Consider the following 18,208-nt stretch of genomic DNA (forward strand, 5'->3'; position numbering starts at 1 on the left):
CCTTGCCTGTTATTACTATCTGCCGTTTTCCTAAATAGAAAAATGGGTGCTACCTGCTGCTATAGTGCCCGGTGGATATGGGGCGCTGCTTTTGCCTGTTTATTGTTGGCCCTCTCGGTGCAAGTAACGGAATGGAAGCAGAACAGGCCTGCGAAGCAAACTGCAATATTGCAACTTGCCGGAGAGAAACAGACGGAACTGGTAGATGCTTTTGATTCTTTGCATTTGCCGGATGAAGAAAAATCAGTACTGGCAACGATTACTTTGGGATATCGCAAAGGCATGAACAGAGAAACAAGAAAACGTTTTTCCGTTGCCGGAGTTGCCCATATTTTAGCGGTCAGTGGTTTTCATGTGGCGATAGTTTGCGGATTCATTTCATTCCTGCTTAGTTTCTTTCCACGCTATGGGATATGGAAGTGGTTGAAGTATCTGTCTACACTTGTTCTGCTCTGGGGATTTATATGTATTACCGGATTGGCCGCATCGGCTGTCCGCGCCGGCTTGATGTTGTCGCTTTATCTGACGGGAAAGGCGTTGAGGCGTAATGCAGATAGTTATAATACGTTGGCCGCCGCCGCATTCGGCATGTTGGTGTACAATCCGTTATACTTGTTTGATGTTGGTTTCCAGTTAAGCTATATAGCCGTTTTCTCTATCCTTTATATTCAGCCGATGCTGAGAAGATGTATAGTTGTAAAGAACCCATTGTTGGCTGTTCCTTGGGATTTACTGACAGTAACAGTGGCAGCTCAGATAGGTACGTCATTGCTTTGTTGCTATTATTTCGGTCAGGTATCTTCTGTGTTTTTATTTACAAACCTGCCGCTTGTTATTATCGCTATGTTGCTTGTCCCGCTTTCCTTGCTATGGCTTGGAATGCCGCACTGGTTACCGGGACTGGAAGTGTTACAACAAGTTGTAGAAACACTGGCGGGATGGATGGTGAAGATTGTAGACCTGTTCAGCCATGTTCCGGGAGCGGCATTCACGTTCCGGCTTGACTTTTCGGATATGCTGATTGGCTATGGCATTCTATTTTCTGTAATGGCATCTATACGGAAATATACTCCGAAATACCTGCTTTTATGGCTGTTTTTATTGTTAATTAAATTGTTTGCCGAGCTTATTAAAAGGTATTATGCTTTTGGAATATAAAAAAGTAGTACCTTTGGCTGGGAAAATTTAGTAAGATTATATGATTACAAAAATCATTCAGGAAGAAAAGATTCAGAAAGCCAAGAAGTACGTAGAGAAAGGCGAAAATTTTGTTATAGTAACGCATGTATCGCCGGACGGTGACGCTTTGGGATCATCATTAGGATTGTATCATTTCCTGATGGCCTATGGCAAAGATTGTGTTACAGTAATTGTTCCAAACGAATTTCCATCATTTTATAAATGGATGCCCGGAAGTAAGGATATTGTGAATTATGAGAAATATCCCGATTTTGCGGAGCAACTGATTCGTGATGCGGATGTTATCTTTTGCCTTGATTTCAATGAACCGAAACGGATAGAGAAACTGGCGCCTGCCGTTGTTGCTTCTTCCGGGCGTAAGGTTATGATAGACCATCATTTGAATCCTGCGGATTTTTGTCGTGTAACGATGTCATATCCTGAAATGTCGTCTACAAGCGAGATGGTTTTCCGGTTTATCTGCCGTATGGGAATGTTCGATTTGATGGATAAAAATACGGCGGAATGTATCTATACGGGAATGATGACGGATACGGGTTCTTTCACATACAACTCCAACAAGCCGGAAATATATACGATTATAGGAGAGTTGATAAAAAAAGGAATAGACAAAGACAAGATATATCGTCAGGTAAATCAGGTATATTCCGAATCCCGCTTGCGTATGATGGGATATGTACTGTATGAAAAGATGAAAATATATCCCGAATATAATGCAGCTTTGATAACTTTGTCTGAGAAGGAACTGAATCGTTTTCATTATGTTACCGGAGATACCGAAGGGTTTGTAAACCTGCCGCTAAGCGTGGAAGGTGTCAGCTTTAGCGTATTTATTCGTGAAGATTCCGATTATGTAAAGATATCCCTTCGCTCGGTAGGCGATTTCCCATGTAATCAGTTTGCCTCAGCCTATTTTAATGGAGGAGGGCATAAGAATGCTTCCGGAGGGGAGTTTTACGGCACTTTGTCTGATGCTGTAGCTGCATTTGAGAAAGGATTAGAAGAATTTAATCCTAATAAAATAGAAGAATTAAATAAAAATGAGTAAGATGTGACGGAGATTATTTACATTTGCCGTGCATTATATTTTAAAGAATAACAGATGAAAAGAGGTTTTAATATCTTGTTGATTATATGTGCTGCTCTGCTTGCCATATCTTGTAATAAAGGAAAAACGTACACGGATATGTTGAAGGCAGAGAAAAAAGCCATAAACCGGTTGATTGATAAAGAAGGTATTGAGGTGTTGGACGATTATCCGGAAGACGGTGTTTTTAAACCGAACCAGTTTGTAAAGTTGGATAATGATGTCTATCTGAATGTAATAGATTCCGGGAACGGAAATCGTCCGGTACTGGCATCAACGAAAATATTATGTAGGTTTATTGCAAACCCGTTGTTGGGAGATACGACAAGTTTTAATACGCTGACAGAGAGCAACAGCTATCCAGAAGAGTTTACTTACGGGTATAACACTTCAACAAGCGGGCAATATACTTATGTCTTTATAGGTGAAGGATTGGCCAGTGCGTTAGCCTATGTCGGCGATAGTGCGTATGTAAAGATGATAGTTCCTTTTAAACGGTTCACACAGCAGACTTATTTTAACACCAATGGCATTCCTGTTTATTTTGAGAAAGTGAAATTTGTATTCGAAAAATAATCCGAACTTATGACTTTAATTAAATCTATTTCCGGTATCCGGGGCACAATCGGAGGTAGTCCGGAAGACGGACTGAATCCGTTGGCTATCGTGAAGTTTGTAGCTGCTTATGCTACCTTCATAAGAAAAAACACAAAAGCGAAAACGAATAAAATTGTTGTAGGACGTGATGCCCGCATATCCGGTCCGATGGTGAAACAGATCGTACTGGGTACACTTACAGGCATGGGCTTTGACGTTGTAGACATTGATCTGGCTACAACGCCAACTACAGAATTGGCCGTTGCTATGGAGCAGGCATGCGGAGGAATTATTCTTACTGCCAGCCATAATCCGAAGCAATGGAACGCCTTGAAATTATTGAATGAGAAAGGCGAATTTCTGAATGCTGCCGAAGGTAATGAAGTGCTTGAAATTGCTGCTTCCGAAAACTTTGTATTTGCGGATGTGGATCATTTAGGAAAAGTTATCGCAGACAACACCTACAAGCAAAAACATATAGAGAGCGTACTGAATCTTAAACTGGTGGATGTGGAAGCTATCAAGGCAGCCAATTTCCGCGTAGCAATTGATTGCGTCAACTCCGTTGGCGGTGTTGTGCTTCCCGACTTACTTTATGCTTTAGGCGTGAAAGAAATCTTTAAGTTGCATTGCGCACCTCATGGTAATTTTTTCCACAACCCCGAACCTCTACCGGAGAACCTGACAGAGATATCCGAATTGATGAAACATGCAAGGGCGGATGTCGGTTTTGTGGTTGATCCGGACGTAGACCGTTTGGCTATTGTATGCGAGAACGGCGAAATGTTTGGCGAAGAATATACACTGGTTGCCGTTAGCGATTATGTGTTGAGCCATACACCGGGTAATACCGTAAGTAATTTGAGTTCCAGCCGCGCATTACGAGATGTAACCCGTGCACATGGTTGCGAGTATAACGCTGCCGCCGTAGGAGAGGTGAATGTAGTTGCCAAGATGAAAGCAACAAATGCCGTAATTGGTGGCGAAGGCAATGGCGGTGTAATCTATCCGGCCAGCCATTACGGACGCGATGCTTTGGTAGGTATCGCATTATTTCTTACCCATCTGGCAAAGAAAAAGATAAAGACCAGTGAACTGCGTGCAAGTTATCCTCCGTACTTTATTTCCAAGCAGAAAGTTCAGCTTACTCCGGAGATAGATGTGGATGCGATACTAGCCAAGGTAAAAGAGAAATTTGCCCAATATGATATTACCGATATCGACGGAGTAAAGATAGATTTCCCGGATAAATGGGTACATCTCCGCAAGAGTAATACAGAACCAATTATCCGCATCTATTCGGAAGCCCATACCATGGAAGAAGCCGAAGAGTTGGGCGGTCAATTGATACAGATTATAAATGATATGTGCAAGTAAGGAATTATAAGGATATATCTTTTGCATAAAGAAGTCCCGTCTTAACACTTCAAAAGAGCTGACCTTTGAAATGTTAAGACGGGACTTTTGTGTGTAAAGGATATGTCTTTTTAAAGGAATAAACGTTCGAATTCCTTCTCAAAATTAGGCGTGAAAACATTCTTGCTCAGGTTGGCTTTGATTTCTTCTATCGACCAGAAACGGCCGTCGTCCAGTTCTTCTTTATCGGGGGTGATAATGCCGTTGTAGACTGTACGGAACGTATTTACTAACTCCTTTTCTATAGATGATTCAAAAACATAACGAGTGATAAATTCAGGGGTAAATTCGGTAATGCCTAATTCTTCACGAACCTCACGCCGAAGGGCTTCTTCTACCTTTTCGCCGTAATCAATGTGCCCACCTACGGCTGCGTCCCATTTACCGGGCTGAATGTCTTTTGTCATGGAACGTTTTTGCAAGTACAGATCGCCTTTGTCGTTAAAGATGTGCAGGTGCACTACCGGATGTAGTTGTTTGCTGCCGCTATGGCACTCTTGTCGGGTAGCTTTTCCTATTGTCTCTCCTTCTTCATTCACTAAAGGAAACCATTCTGTTTTCATTGTATAATTGTATTTTGCAGGACAAATATAGGGAATAAATCTTATCCCCGTTTCTCTGCTTACAGATTACCCGGCAACTTCCTGCATTCGGTAATACCGGAAGATGGAGGCTGAGCACTGTAATAGATTTATTAGTAATAATGTTGTTAGTAATAACGTTATTACTAAATAATTACATCGCTTTACTTCCCCATCATTTTGATAACCTCTATCAGTTCTTCGTCTGTCAGACCCTCGCCATAGGTGGTGTAATCCAGGCGGAAAGTACAACCGTTCTTGTATTCGGAACAACCGTAAGCTGCTTTGCCTCGCAGGATAGACCCTTTCTTGCAGATAGGGCAAACCGGCTTCTTGGCTCTTGGTTTTCGGGGTTTCTTTTCTTTCTTCGCCTTCTCTTTTTCTTCTGCCTGAGTTTCCAGTTCAGTCTTTTCGATAGTAATTGTATGATTACTCCGGTCTGATAAGACATTGATTACAATCTGCCCCACAAGTTGTTTCAGTTCTTCAAGGAAAGTGCGTGCCTCATAAGTCCCTTTTTCTATCTGGCGGAGTTTCTTCTCCCATAGGCCTGTCAGCTCCGCGCTTTTCAGTAATTCCTCCTGGATAGTGCCGATCAGTTCCGCTCCGGTTGCCGTAGGATATAGATTCTTACGCTCTTTACGTATGTAATTACGTTTGAATAACGTCTCGATGATAGCTGCACGCGTAGACGGACGACCGATACCGTTTTCCTTTAACGCATCGCGCAGTTCGTCGTTGTCTACCAGCTTGCCCGCCGTTTCCATAGCCCGCAATAGCGTTGCTTCGGTGTAAGGTTTGGGCGGCTGTGTCCATTTTTCACCCAGTGTAGGTTTATGCGGTCCGCTTTCTCCTACTTTGAAATCCGGCAATACGCCTTCCTCTTCCGTCGGTTCGGCATCCGGGTCTTTCTGTTCCGCACCGAATACAACACGCCATCCCGGTTTGAGTATTTGTTTTCCGGTTACCTTAAACTCTACCTTCCCTACTTTGCCCAGCACGGTTGTGGTTGATATGTCACAATCCGGATAAAAGGCAGCAATGAAACGGCGTACAATCAGATCATAGACCTTCCGTTCGTTATCCGTCAGGTTGCGCGCGGCAACGCCTGTCGGTATAATGGCATGGTGGTCGGTTACTTTGGAGTTGTCGAATACCTTTTTGCTTTTCGGGATTTTAGCTGCAAGTACAGGAGCTGTCAGCTCGGTATAGTCCACCAATCCCTTTAAGGTATTAGGTACTTTGGGATAAATATCCTCGCTCAGGAACGTGGTATCCACGCGTGGATAGGTAGTTACTTTCTTTTCGTATAAAGATTGTATCAGTTTTAATGTATCATCGGCAGTGAAGGCATATTTCTTGTTGCATTCCACCTGCAATGATGTCAAGTCGAACAAACGGGGAGCGTATTCTTTCCCTTTCTTCTCTGTAACATTGGTTACGGTAAAATCCTCTTGCTGTACTATTTCCAGAAAAGCTTCGCCCTCTTCCTTTTTGGTAAACTTGCCTTTGGCTGCTGAAAACGTGGTATTTCTGTACACCGTTTTTAATTCCCAATACGGCTCAGGCTTAAAGTTATCTATTTCGGCCTGCCTGTTTACAATGAGTGCCAGTGTTGGTGTTTGTACCCGTCCGATAGAAAGTACCTGTTTGTTTTGCCCGTAACGCAAAGTGTATAAACGCGTAGCGTTCATTCCTAACAGCCAGTCTCCGATGGCGCGCGATAAACCGGCTTCATACAGCTTGTTGAATTGAGTTTGTTCCTTTAACCCTTGGAATCCTTCCCGTATGGCCTCTTCTGTCAATGAAGAAATCCACAGGCGGTAAACCGGACATTTGCATCCTGCTTTCTGCATAACCCAGCGTTGTATCAGCTCTCCTTCCTGTCCGGCATCACCGCAGTTTATCACCATCTCGGCATTCTGCATTAATCCTTCAATAACTTTAAACTGCTGTTCGTAGGTAGGATTACTTATCAGCTTGATACCGAAACGGGGAGGTATCATAGGCAGTGAGCCTAAGCTCCAGCGTTTCCAGTTCTCCGTATATTCATGTGGTTCTTTAAGGGTACACAAATGGCCGAACGTCCAGGTTACCTGATAACCGTTTCCTTCGATATACCCGTTCATTTTATGGGTTGCACCGAGTACTTCGGCAATCTCACGTGCCACACTGGGCTTTTCGGCAATACAAACTTTCATCAACTCTTTAATTCGTTTCTAAATAAGTACACAAAAGTACATCATCCCGATCATTTATTCAAATCATCTCGATGATTCGTAAAAAACATCGGGATGATTTTTGGTCTTTCTTTTTATTTAGTTTAGTTTTGTATGACATAAGACACATATACCATGAACAACAAATTATTATTATTGGCTGCAACATCAAGCCTTTCTTTATCTGCCATTGCTGCAAATTACACAAATATCGTACTTATTAATCTGGATGATGCCGGTTACGGAGATTTCTCTTTCAACGGGGCATACGGTTATACAACTCCCAATATAGACCAGATGGCATCGGATGGCGTTCGTTTTACCCATTTTCTGGCCGGACAACCTATCAGCGGTGCTTCCAGAGCCGGTTTGATGACAGGGTGTTATCCTAACCGGATAGGCTTTGCTGGTGCTCCGGGACCTGACTCCAATTATGGCATTCATCCCGATGAGATGACCATGGGGGAGTTGCTGAAACAAAAAGGATACAGTACGGCTGTGTTTGGAAAGTGGCACTTGGGCAGCCAGGAGGAATTCCTTCCTCTGCAAAACGGCTTTGACGAATACTACGGATTGCCGTATTCCAATGATATGTGGCCCTTCCATCCGCAGCAAGGTGAGATATTCAACTTCCCGGATTTGCCTACATACAACGGCAATAATGTGGCAGGTTATAATACAGACCAGAGCCGGTTTACCACCGACTATACGACACGTTCCGTCAACTTCATAAAAAAGAATAAGAATAAGCCCTTCTTCCTCTATCTGGCCCATTCCATGCCGCATGTCCCGTTGGCTGTATCCGACAAGTTTAAAGGAAAAAGCGAACAGGGATTGTATGGAGACGTGATGATGGAAATAGACTGGAGCGTAGGTGAGGTAATGAAAACTATCCGTGAACTGGGACTGGAAGAAAATACACTTATTATACTGACATCCGATAACGGCCCTTGGGCTAACTATGGCAATCATGCCGGTTCGACAGGCGGATTAAGAGAGGCGAAAGCTACTACCTTCGACGGAGGTAACCGCATCCCCTGCATCATGTACTGGAAAGGCCATACCAAGCCGGGCACTATCTGTAATAAGCTGGCTTCAAACATAGACCTTTTCCCAACCTTTGCCGAAATAAGCGGCGCTCCGTTGCCAACCCGCAAGATAGACGGGGTAAGCATCTTGCCGCTGATAGAAGGAGAGAAAGAGGCTAACCCGCGCGAGTCTTTCGTGTACTATTATAACAGGAACGATTTGGAAGCGGTTACCGACGGCATGTTCAAACTGGTATTCCCGCATAAATACGTTACTTACGGAGCTTATGTTCCGGGTAACGACGGACAGCCCGGTAAATTGGCCAATCTGGAATTGCTGAAAGCCGAGATGTACGACCTGCGCCGTGATCCGGGTGAACGCTACGACGTCATCACCCAGTATCCCGAAGAAGCCGCTAAGTTGATGAAGATAGCCGATAAGATGCGTCGGGAGTTGGGGGATAACCTGACCCGCGTAAAAGGAACTGAACGTAGAGAACCCGGATTAGTAAAAAATAAAGAAAGACACGACTTATGAAACCATCCTTATTAAATATCGGATTAACGGCTTGCTGCCTGACAGGCGTCGGCCAGTTGTTGTGGGCTGCCGATAAGGCAAAAGCAGACCAGCGTCCTAACATCCTCTTTATCCTTTCGGACGACCATACCTCCCAATCGTGGGGTATTTACGGAGGAGTGCTGGCCGATTATGTGAAAAACGAGAACATTCGCCGCCTGGCTTCCGAAGGATGTGTACTGGATAACTGTTTCTGTACGAACTCTATTTCCGTACCCAGCCGTGCCGCTATCCTGACAGGTGCTTATAGCCATCGTAATGGCGTTTATTCCCTGAGTGACGCTTTGTCTCCCGAATCGGATAATATCGCCAAGCAATTGCAGGAAGGAGGATACCAAACTGCCATCATTGGCAAATGGCATTTGAAGAAACGCCCTACAGGCTTTGATTATTTCTATGTCTTTCACGATCAGGGAGAATATGTAGACCCCGTATTTAAGTCTGCTGCGAATTGGATTGACGATATGGATGGCAAACAGGGAGAAGTAGTAAAAGGCTTTTCTACGGATATTGTTACAGACCGTACCATAGAATGGGTAAAGAACCGCCGGAAAGACAAACCCTTCATGATGTGTTGTCATTTTAAGGCTACGCACGAACCTTGGGACTTTCCCGAACGGATGAAGCATTTGTACGACGATGTGGAATTTCCTGAGCCGGCCAGCCTGATGGAGTTCGGACCGGAAAAGTCCGGCCGTGCCTTTCGTGGGCAACAACTGGAGAATCTGGCATGGCGGTGGGAGACTGCCTCCAAAGACCCGGACAGCTGGTGGTGCCGTTATCCCGAATTGCCGTTCTCTGCACAAGGACTGGACAAAGAGTCCGCCCGCAGGAAAACATATCAAAAGATGATCCGTGATTATCTGCGTTGCGGGGCGACAATAGACGATAATATAGGCCGCCTGCTTAAAATGCTTGATGAAGAAGGATTGGCGGACAATACGATTGTTGTCTATGTTTCCGATCAGGGTTATTTTCTGGGAGAACACGGATTCTTCGACAAACGCATGATGTACGAAGAATCGCTCCGCATGCCTTTTGTTATCCGTTACCCGAAAGAGATTCCGGCCGGTACGCGCAACAAAGATATTATCCTGAATATAGACTTCGCTTCTTTGATAGCCGACTATGCAGGTGTTTATACACCGCAGGAAGCACAAGGACGTAGCTTCCGCGACAATCTGAAAGGCCAAACGCCTTTCGGCTGGCGCAACGAAATGTATTATCGCTACTGGACGCATCACGATATCCGTCCGGCTCATATGGGGATACGCAACCAGCGTTATAAACTGATGTTCCTCTATGGCGACCGCTTGAATACCACCGGATCGGAAGAGAAGCCAACTACTCCGGCTTGGGAGTTCCACGATTTGCAGGCAGACCCCTATGAAGACCATAACATGTATGATGATCCGAAATATGCCGGTGTGATAAAGGAAATGAAACAGCAGCTTCTTGAACTGCGTAAACAATACGGCGATACCGATTCGGAAACACCTAAGATGCAGGAAATAATGGAGAGATATTATTGATAAGCTTTTATATTAAATTATTAAATGATACACTTATGAGCAAATTTATTATTTATCTGGCCGCGATTTTATTATCCGCTTCTACGGCCGTAGCGCAGTCTGACGCCTTCTATTTTGTGCAGATGTCAGACCCCCAGTTTGGAATGTTGGAGGGCAATAAAGAATTCTCCAAAGAAACGAAGTTGATGGAACAGGCGGTGAAAGCTGTAAACAAGCTGAATCCGGAGTTTATTGTTTTTACCGGCGATTTGGTGAACGACTGGAAAGATAAAAAGCAGATTGCCGAATTTCAGCGTATACTTGGCCAGATAAAGAAAGAAACTCCTGTGTATGTATTGCCGGGCAATCATGATTTCGATCAGAAAGTTTCGGACGAAGCCCTCAGTGCCTATCTGGATGAATATGGTTACGACAGTTTCTCGTTCCATACTAAGAACACATGCTTTATAGGTTTGAATACTCCGGTTATTTTCGCGGATAAGAAAGACGAAGAACAATCTCAGTTGGTATGGATGGAAAGGGTTTTGAGAAACTCGCAGAAATGCAACCATCGTATTCTGTTTACTCATTATCCTTTCTTTGTGGAAACACCGGACGAAGCCGACCAGTATTTCAATATTCCGCTCACTAAGCGCGGCAACTATATCGACCTGTTCAATAAATACAATGTGGATGCCATGTTTGCCGGACATTTACACCGTAACGCCGATGGTTCTTCCGGTAACTTCCGGATGGTAACCACCAGTGCTTTGTGCTACCCGTTAGGAAAAGATAAAGTGGGTTTCCGCATCGTAAAGGTGTATCCCGACAGAATAGAGTCCGAATATTACGATCTGGATAATATTCCTTCCAAAGTGAATTTATAATACGATAGAATATGAAAAAAATAATATACGGCATCTTGTTCCTGTTCTGCGTTTCATGGATGATGCAGGCAGGAAAACCAATGATTGTAGCTACCTACAACTTGAGGTATGCAAACGAAGGAGATTCTGCTAAAGGTAATGGATGGGGGCAACGCTATCCTTACATTGCCCAGTTGATACAATTCCACGGATTTGATATTTTCGGTACGCAGGAAGGTCTTTACCCCCAGTTGGAAGATTTGAAAAAAGCAATGCCCGCCTATGATTATATCGGCATAGGCCGTGACGATGGCAAGCTGGAAGGAGAGCATTCCGCTATATTTTATCGCACCGATAAGTTTGAAGTACTGGAGCACGGTGATTTCTGGCTGTCCACAATTACCGACCGTCCTAATAAAGGATGGGATGCGGTGTTGCCCCGTATTTGTACCTGGGGTAAGTTTCGCGATAAGGAAACAGGATTTACTTTCTTGTTCTTCAACCTGCACATGGATCATGTAGGAGTGCAGGCGCGTGCGGAAAGTGCAAAACTGATATTAAGCAAGATACGCGCACTTCCCGAACAGCTGCCGGTTATACTTACCGGCGATTTTAATGTAAGCCAAAAGAGTGACGCTTATAAGTTGCTTGATTCGTCCGGTATATTGCGTGATTCATACGAGATTGCCGACTTTCGCTATGCGCCGAACGGTACTTTCAATGGCTTTCATACCGACAGGAAGACAGGAAGCCGCATCGACCATCTGTTCCTGACAAACGATTTTGAAGTCTTGAAATATGGTATCTTGACCGATACCTACCGTTCTGAAATTCAAGGCAGCGAGGTGGAGGAAAAGAATGGAAACTTCCCGAAAGAAGTCTCTATGCAAAAGTACCGGGCACGTACTCCGTCCGACCATTTCCCGGTAATGATTGTTGTGGAGCCTAAGGACTAGCGATTTAGAAAATTTGGTTATTCTTAACCAGAAAACCCATGCCAATCTTGTTTAGCATTTGTTATACAATCAAGAGGACTTTTGTCCGGTATAAATGATCTAAATAAGTTTGGTATGGTACGTAAATTATTAATTCGAGATTTAACTCTTCGGGACGGTCAGCAGTCGGCATTTGCAACCCGGATGTCGCAGGGACAGATAGACCGTATACTCCCTTTTTATAAAGATGCAGGCTTTTATGCCATGGAAGTATGGGGTGGGGCAGTGCCCGATTCCGTAATGCGTTATTTAAATGAAGACCCGTGGAACCGTCTGGAAAAAATCAATGCTGTAATTGGTAACACATCTAAACTTGCCGCTCTTTCACGCGGACGTAACTTGTTTGGTTACAATCCGTACACCGATGAAATTATAGACGGCTTCTGCCGTAATGCCATTCAGTCAGGCATCAGTATCATGCGTATTTTTGACGCTCTGAACGATGTAGACAACATTAAATCCACTATCCGATATGTCAAAAAGTATGGCGGAAAGGCCGACTGTGCCGTTTGCTACGCCATAGACCCGCATCATTCGGCTGTAGACCGGATAATGGCCGCCTTATATGGCCATCCGTTGCATAAGCCGGTTTTTACGGATGATTACTTTCTCACGAAAGCCCGTCAGATGGAAGCCCAGGGCGCCGATATTATTACCATTAAAGATATGAGCGGTTTGCTTCCGCCCGGACGTACGGCCGAACTGGTCCGCCTCTTTAAGAAGAACCTGAAAGTACCTGTCGATTTCCATACGCATTGTACGCCGGGTTACGGGCTTGCTTCCGTATTGATGGCTATTGTCAACGGGGTGGATATAGTGGATACGAGTATCTGGAATTTCGCAGGCGGCCCGTCTGCTCCGGCTATTGAACTGGTTTATATTTTCTGCCGTAAGATGGGCATTGAGCTGGATGTTAATATGGAAGCCGTTGCCAATATTAACGCCCAGTTACTGGAAATCCGCAAAGAACTTTCTTCCTTTGATGTCAGTAAAAGTTATCCCCGCTATTTTGATCCGGTGGACGATAAGATACCTGCCGAGATAAACCGTTTTTTTAATGATGCCATCGAAGCTGCGCGTAAAGACAATGAAGATGATGTATTGCTTTATTGCCATGCTATCGAGGAATATTTCAATTTCCCCGAACCTGACGACCTGGTTCGGAAAGCCCAGATACCCGGATGTATGTACACACATATAGTAGCTCAGTTGAAGCAGATAGGACGTTCGGATTTATTGGAAAAGGCCATGTCGCTCATTCCGCAGGTACGGATGGATGCCGGTCTGCCTCCGTTGGTTACGCCTATCTGCCAGATTATAGCCGAACAAGCCGTTTCGTGTGCGCTTGATGAAGAAAACGGTCGCCCGGTGTACAACAATCCGTCCAATCAGTTTGTGGCTTTGGTGAAAGGCGAATATGGCAAAACGCCTATACCCGTTGATCCTGCGTTCCGTTTGAAAATAGCAGGAATCAAAGAAGAAATGCCATACGACGGTTCGGGATACATTATGCAGGAGAATCCTGTTTTGGAAGAGTTGGGTGTGCAGTTGGCGGAAAATGAAAAGGAACTTCTTTTGTTGGAACTTTTTCCTACGGTAGCCCGTACGTTCCTGACAAGGCAAAAGACGAAGAGGCAATAGACGGTCTAAAAGCATATATCTTTAGCAAGTAAAAGTCCCGTCTTAACACTTCAAAAGAGCAGACCTTTGGAGTGTTAAGACGGGACTTTGATGTTCAAAAGATATATCTTTTCAGGTGGTAGGCAGGCTATTGTACCGGAATCTTGTCTATTCTTTTCTGATGACGTCCGCCTTCAAACGGTTCGCTCAGGAAGATATTAACCGCTTTGGCTGCTTCTTCTTTGGAAATAAAACGTCCCGGCATGACCAATATGTTCGCGTCATTGTGAGCCCGCGCAAGACGTGCTATTTCTTCATTCCAGCAAAGAGCCGCACGCACTTTCTGATGCTTGTTCAATGTCATGGCTATTCCGTTGCCCGAGCCGCAGATGGCAATGCCTGGATACACTTCCCCTTTCTCGAAGGCATTTGCCAGTGCATGGGCAAAGTCGGGATAATCACAACTTTCGGCCGAGTAAGTCCCGAAGTCCGTGTAAGGTAACCCTTTTTCGTCGAGCAGTTGTTTTACATACTCTTTTAATTCATAACCTGCATGGTCGCACGCTAAACCTATTGTCTTCATTATGCTAATAATTCTTTTACTTGCTTATAGACATTCTGTCCTGTGAAACCTAATTTTTCGTCCAACACTTTATAAGGCGCCGAGAATCCGAAAGATTCCAGTCCCCATACTTTGCCGTTTGCGCCTGCCAGACCTTCCAGATTGACCGGCAGACCTGCTGTCAGACCGAATATCTTGCTTCCTGTCGGGATGATAGATTCCTGGTATTCTTTGCTTTGGCTGCGGAACAGACCTTCGGAAGGAACGGATACGATACGTACCTTGATTCCGTCTGCGCGAAGCAATGCCGCTCCATCTATCAGCGTAGATACCTCCGAGCCGGAAGCTATCATGATTACATCCGGATTGGCATCTTCGTTAACGATGTATGCGCCTTTTTCTGCCTGCAACGCTTCTTCGTAACGGTTACCCTTGGCAGGTATGTCGTTTACGTTTTGACGGGACAGTATCAATGCGGTAGGCGTATAGATGTTTTCCATCGCCATCTTCCAGGCTACGGTTGTTTCTACAACGTCTGCCGGACGAAGTACCAGCATGGAGTTGTGCCCTTTGTGATTCTTTAGTTTTTCCATCAAACGGATCTGCGCTTCTTGCTCAACCGGTTCGTGTGTAGGACCGTCTTCGCCTACGCGGAAAGCATCGTGAGTCCAGATGAATTTAACTGGTTGCTCCATCAATGCTGCCATACGGATTGCCGGTTTCATATAGTCGGAGAACACGAAGAATGTACCGCAGGCTGCAATGATTCCGCCGTGTAGCGACATGCCTATACATACGCAAGCCATTGTTAATTCGGAAACGCCGGCCTGGAAGAATGCCCCGCTGAAGTCTCCTTTGCGGAAGGCGTGTGTTTTCTTCAGGAATCCGTCTGTCTTGTCCGAGTTGGAAAGGTCGGCGGATGCAACCACCATGTTTTCAACCAGGGTTGCCAATACGCCTAAAACGGTGGCAGAGCCTCCGCGTGTCGGTTGGTTGGGTTTCTGTTCGATAGCCGACCAGTCTATTTGGGGAGCAGCTCCGGAGAACCATTTTTGCATCTTGGCTGCCAGTTCCGGATTCTCTTTAGCCCAGGCATCGCGCACTGCATAACGTTCGGCAACGATGGCTTCCAGTTCTTTGGCCCGCTTTGCATATAATTGGGCAACTTCGGGGAATACGGTAAACGGGTTTTCAGGATCGCCGCCTAAGGCTTTGATCGTTTCCGTCATGGAAACACCGGCGGCAGACAGAGGTTGTCCGTGTGTGGATACTTTATTCTCATAGCTGCTGCGGTCTTCGCCCAAAGCGCCTTTACCCATGATGGTATTGCCTATAATCAGGGTAGGTCTTTCGGTTTCGGCCTTGGCTTCTGTCAAAGCCTTGCGGATTTGTTCCACATCGTTGCCGTTGATGGTGATGACTTTCCATCCCCATGCTTCATATTTCATGGCTACGTTTTCGGTAGTAACCTCTTCCACTGTAGTGGACAGCTGTACGTTGTTGGCGTCGTAGAACATGATTAAGTTATCCAGCCCTAATGTTCCGGCAACGCGTCCTGCCCCTTGTGAGATTTCTTCCTGTATGCCACCGTCTGAAATATAGGTGTAAATAGTCTGGTTCATAACATCGCCCAGACGTGCTTTCAGGAACTTGGCGCCTATGGCAGCTCCTACGGCATAGGTATGTCCTTGTCCCAGCGGACCGGATGTGTTTTCGATGCCGTGCATTACGTCTACTTCCGGATGTCCCGGAGTAATGCTGCCCCACTGGCGGAATTGTTTTAATTCATCTAAGGTGTATTTGCCGGATAGGGCAAGTACGGAATAGAGCATGGGAGACATGTGTCCCGGATCGAGGAAGAAACGGTCTCTGCCTTCCCATTTCGGGTTCTTAGGATCGTACACTAAAAATTCGGAGAACAGTACGTTTATAAAATCGGCACCGCCCATTGCACCCCCCGGATGTCCAGATTTGGCTTTCTCTACCATAGAAGCAGCTAAAATACGGATATTGTCGGCCGCTCTATTCATTATTTTAATATCGTTCATTTTGATGAATTATTACTTTATGTGCGCAAAGATAATTAAACTCTTTGTATCAATTAGTATATAAGTCAAACAATTCAATTTTGCGAAAGGTTTCTAAATCCGACTTGTTTTTGTAGAATGGCCTGATTCTAACTGAAATGGTTGAGAGAGAATGATTTTTTTTCTGTATTTAAAGAAATAAAAATCTTTTTCTATATTTACAGAATTAAAAGACCCTATAAATTGAATACTGATAGATTTATATAATGAATAAAGAGATTACTACTACCATTGATGATAACGAATACTCGTTAATACTGCAACAGGCCGTTGCAGTAATTCATTCGGTGCGAACTACTATCGCCCGCCAGATAAATAATACTGTTAATTCTGCATATTGGAATATCGGAAAACTACTCTTTGATAAACATTTAGAGGGGGGATATGGTAGTGGTGTAGTCAAAAGATTGTCGGTTGATTTAAAAGCCGAGTTTCCAGACATGGGATTGTCGCCCCGTAATCTTTGGTACATGAAACGCTATTATGAACTTTATTATCAGGCGGATATAAAAGTGCAACAAAGCGTTGCACTTTTACCGTGGGGGCATAATACGCTGCTTATTGACAAGGAATTGCCCCTGGAGCAAGTATTGTTTTATTCTCAGGAAGCTATACAGAAAGGGTGGAAGAAAGAATTATTGCTAAATGCTATTAAAATGAATACATATGCTATCCGCCAACAACAACTTAAAAGTAATAATTTCGATGTTGCATTACCAGAATCTCAAGTAGATTATGCAAATGAAGTATTTCGGAGTTCTTACAATTTAGGATTCCTAGGAATAACAGAACCTGTTAAAGAGTTGGAGTTGGAAAAACGATTAGTTGTCAAAATCAAGTCGTTTTTATTGGAGTTAGGCAGAGGGTTTAGCTTTATTGGTAATCAGTATCGTTTGGAATATAATAATAAAGAGTATTTCGTGGATATGCTTTTCTTTCACCGAGGGCTTCGGGCACTGGTTGCTGTTGAATTGAAAATCGGTGCCTTTCAAGCAGAGTATGTAGGTAAAATGAATCTTTATCTTTCGTTACTTGATCGTTTGGAAAAAGGAGCGGATGAGAACCCGTCAATAGGCATTATTCTTTGTGCTGATAAGAATCATCTGGATGTAGAGATTGCTTTACAGGATGTAAATAAGCCGATTGGAGTTGCAGAATATCAATTGTTATTGCCGAAAGAGGAGTTGCAAGCATTGATTTTGCAAGAGATAAATTCTAAAGACCCTATAAATTGAATACTAATAACAAGGAGAAATAAAAATGAATATCAGGTTTGCAACTGTTGCCGATAGTGTATCGTTATTAAATATCTATGCTCAATATATAGATACTCCGATCACTTTTGAATGTTCACTTCCTTCAGAGCAGGAATTTGCCGAACGTATCCGAAGCATTTCAAATGAATATCCATATCTGGTATGTGAGGAAAATGAGGAGATTATAGGATATGCTTATGCGCATCGTTTGAAGGAACGTGAAGCGTATCAATGGGATGCGGAACTGTCGGTTTATCTGGATAAGCGTTATACTTCAAAAGGGTTGGGACGAAAGCTGTATTGTATTTTAATGGAGATATTGAAACTGCAAAGAGTAAAAACTGTCTATGGCTTAGTTACCATACCGAATGTGAAGAGTGAGAAGCTTCACTTGTCATTAGGTTTCAAATGTGCCGGAACGTATCACAATACCGGTTATAAGAGCGGTGCATGGCATGATGTGTCCTGGTTTGAAAAGGAAATAGCGCCTTACCAACCGGAACCTGCGCCTCTTTTATCCATACAGGAAATCCCGAAAGAGAAACTGGAAGGAATATTAAGGAACGCAGAATACACAGATTAACGCAGATCATATTATTGTTGAAA

General features: G+C 44.1%; 15 protein-coding genes. 11 read left to right on the forward strand and 4 right to left on the reverse strand.

What is annotated here, in order from left to right:
* The first annotated feature begins 42 nt into the window (after nucleotides 1-42).
* From C1721_RS12200 to glmM, 4 genes are read left to right on the forward strand one after another with little or no spacing between them, the layout of a single operon-like run.
* Complete coding sequence (locus tag C1721_RS12200) at nucleotides 43-1,158, forward strand: ComEC/Rec2 family competence protein (protein ID WP_234347437.1); 1,116 nt, start codon at nucleotides 43-45, stop codon at nucleotides 1,156-1,158.
* Between the two features lie 40 nt (nucleotides 1,159-1,198).
* Entirely contained in the window at nucleotides 1,199-2,248 is a 1,050-nt protein-coding gene (locus tag C1721_RS12205) for a DHH family phosphoesterase (protein ID WP_102408528.1), read from the forward strand.
* Nucleotides 2,249-2,302: 54 nt separating this feature from the next.
* Complete coding sequence (locus C1721_RS12210; RefSeq protein WP_102408529.1) at nucleotides 2,303-2,863, forward strand: BamK family beta-barrel-assembly machinery protein; 561 nt, start codon at nucleotides 2,303-2,305, stop codon at nucleotides 2,861-2,863.
* Between the two features lie 9 nt (nucleotides 2,864-2,872).
* Entirely contained in the window at nucleotides 2,873-4,261 is a 1,389-nt protein-coding gene (gene glmM, locus C1721_RS12215; RefSeq protein ID WP_102408530.1) for a phosphoglucosamine mutase, read from the forward strand.
* A 110-nt stretch (nucleotides 4,262-4,371) separates the two neighbouring features.
* Here glmM and C1721_RS12220 read toward each other — a convergent pair whose 3' ends face one another.
* Entirely contained in the window at nucleotides 4,372-4,863 is a 492-nt protein-coding gene (locus C1721_RS12220; RefSeq protein WP_102408531.1) for an NUDIX hydrolase, read from the reverse strand.
* Between the two features lie 182 nt (nucleotides 4,864-5,045).
* Complete coding sequence (locus C1721_RS12225) at nucleotides 5,046-7,082, reverse strand: DNA topoisomerase 3 (RefSeq protein ID WP_102408532.1); 2,037 nt, start codon at nucleotides 7,080-7,082, stop codon at nucleotides 5,046-5,048.
* A gap of 153 nt (nucleotides 7,083-7,235) precedes the next feature.
* Here C1721_RS12225 and C1721_RS12230 point away from each other — a divergent pair, with 153 nt between their 5' ends.
* The 5 genes from C1721_RS12230 to C1721_RS12250 all read left to right on the forward strand — a co-directional run bounded on the left by C1721_RS12230 (nucleotide 7,236) and on the right by C1721_RS12250 (nucleotide 13,718).
* On the forward strand, nucleotides 7,236-8,666 hold the full coding sequence (locus C1721_RS12230) for a sulfatase family protein (protein ID WP_102408533.1): 1,431 nt from the start codon (nucleotides 7,236-7,238) through the stop codon (nucleotides 8,664-8,666).
* Complete coding sequence (locus C1721_RS12235; RefSeq protein ID WP_102408534.1) at nucleotides 8,663-10,237, forward strand: sulfatase family protein; 1,575 nt, start codon at nucleotides 8,663-8,665, stop codon at nucleotides 10,235-10,237. The genes C1721_RS12230 and C1721_RS12235 overlap by 4 nt, the downstream gene beginning before the upstream one ends.
* A gap of 35 nt (nucleotides 10,238-10,272) precedes the next feature.
* Complete coding sequence (locus C1721_RS12240) at nucleotides 10,273-11,103, forward strand: metallophosphoesterase (RefSeq protein WP_102408535.1); 831 nt, start codon at nucleotides 10,273-10,275, stop codon at nucleotides 11,101-11,103.
* An 11-nt stretch (nucleotides 11,104-11,114) separates the two neighbouring features.
* Nucleotides 11,115-12,038, forward strand: a complete 924-nt coding sequence (locus C1721_RS12245) for an endonuclease/exonuclease/phosphatase family protein (protein WP_102408536.1) — start codon at nucleotides 11,115-11,117, stop codon at nucleotides 12,036-12,038.
* 114 nt (nucleotides 12,039-12,152) lie between these two features.
* Complete coding sequence (locus C1721_RS12250) at nucleotides 12,153-13,718, forward strand: carboxylase (RefSeq protein ID WP_102408537.1); 1,566 nt, start codon at nucleotides 12,153-12,155, stop codon at nucleotides 13,716-13,718.
* A 127-nt stretch (nucleotides 13,719-13,845) separates the two neighbouring features.
* On the opposite strand, the gene rpiB is transcribed toward C1721_RS12250, so the two are convergent.
* Nucleotides 13,846-14,280, reverse strand: coding sequence for a ribose 5-phosphate isomerase B (gene rpiB / locus C1721_RS12255; RefSeq protein WP_102408538.1), 435 nt, complete (start codon nucleotides 14,278-14,280; stop codon nucleotides 13,846-13,848).
* A complete protein-coding gene (locus C1721_RS12260) occupies nucleotides 14,280-16,307 on the reverse strand; it encodes a transketolase family protein (protein ID WP_102408539.1) in 2,028 nt (675 codons plus the stop codon). Before C1721_RS12260 ends, rpiB begins: the two co-directional genes overlap by 1 nt.
* A 245-nt stretch (nucleotides 16,308-16,552) precedes the next feature.
* On the opposite strand from C1721_RS12260, the gene C1721_RS12265 reads away from it, so the two are divergent.
* Both C1721_RS12265 and C1721_RS12270 read left to right on the forward strand, forming a co-directional pair.
* Nucleotides 16,553-17,581 carry a PDDEXK nuclease domain-containing protein gene (locus C1721_RS12265; RefSeq protein WP_102408540.1) on the forward strand — a complete coding sequence of 343 codons (1,029 nt, stop codon included), beginning with the start codon at nucleotides 16,553-16,555 and terminating at the stop codon, nucleotides 17,579-17,581.
* Between the two features lie 25 nt (nucleotides 17,582-17,606).
* Complete coding sequence (locus C1721_RS12270) at nucleotides 17,607-18,185, forward strand: GNAT family N-acetyltransferase (protein ID WP_102408541.1); 579 nt, start codon at nucleotides 17,607-17,609, stop codon at nucleotides 18,183-18,185.
* The last annotated feature ends 23 nt before the right edge of the window (nucleotides 18,186-18,208 follow it).

Origin of the sequence: Parabacteroides bouchesdurhonensis (genome assembly GCF_900186615.1) — a bacterium.
In the GTDB taxonomy this organism is placed as follows: Bacteria; Bacteroidota; Bacteroidia; order Bacteroidales; family Tannerellaceae; genus Parabacteroides; species Parabacteroides bouchesdurhonensis.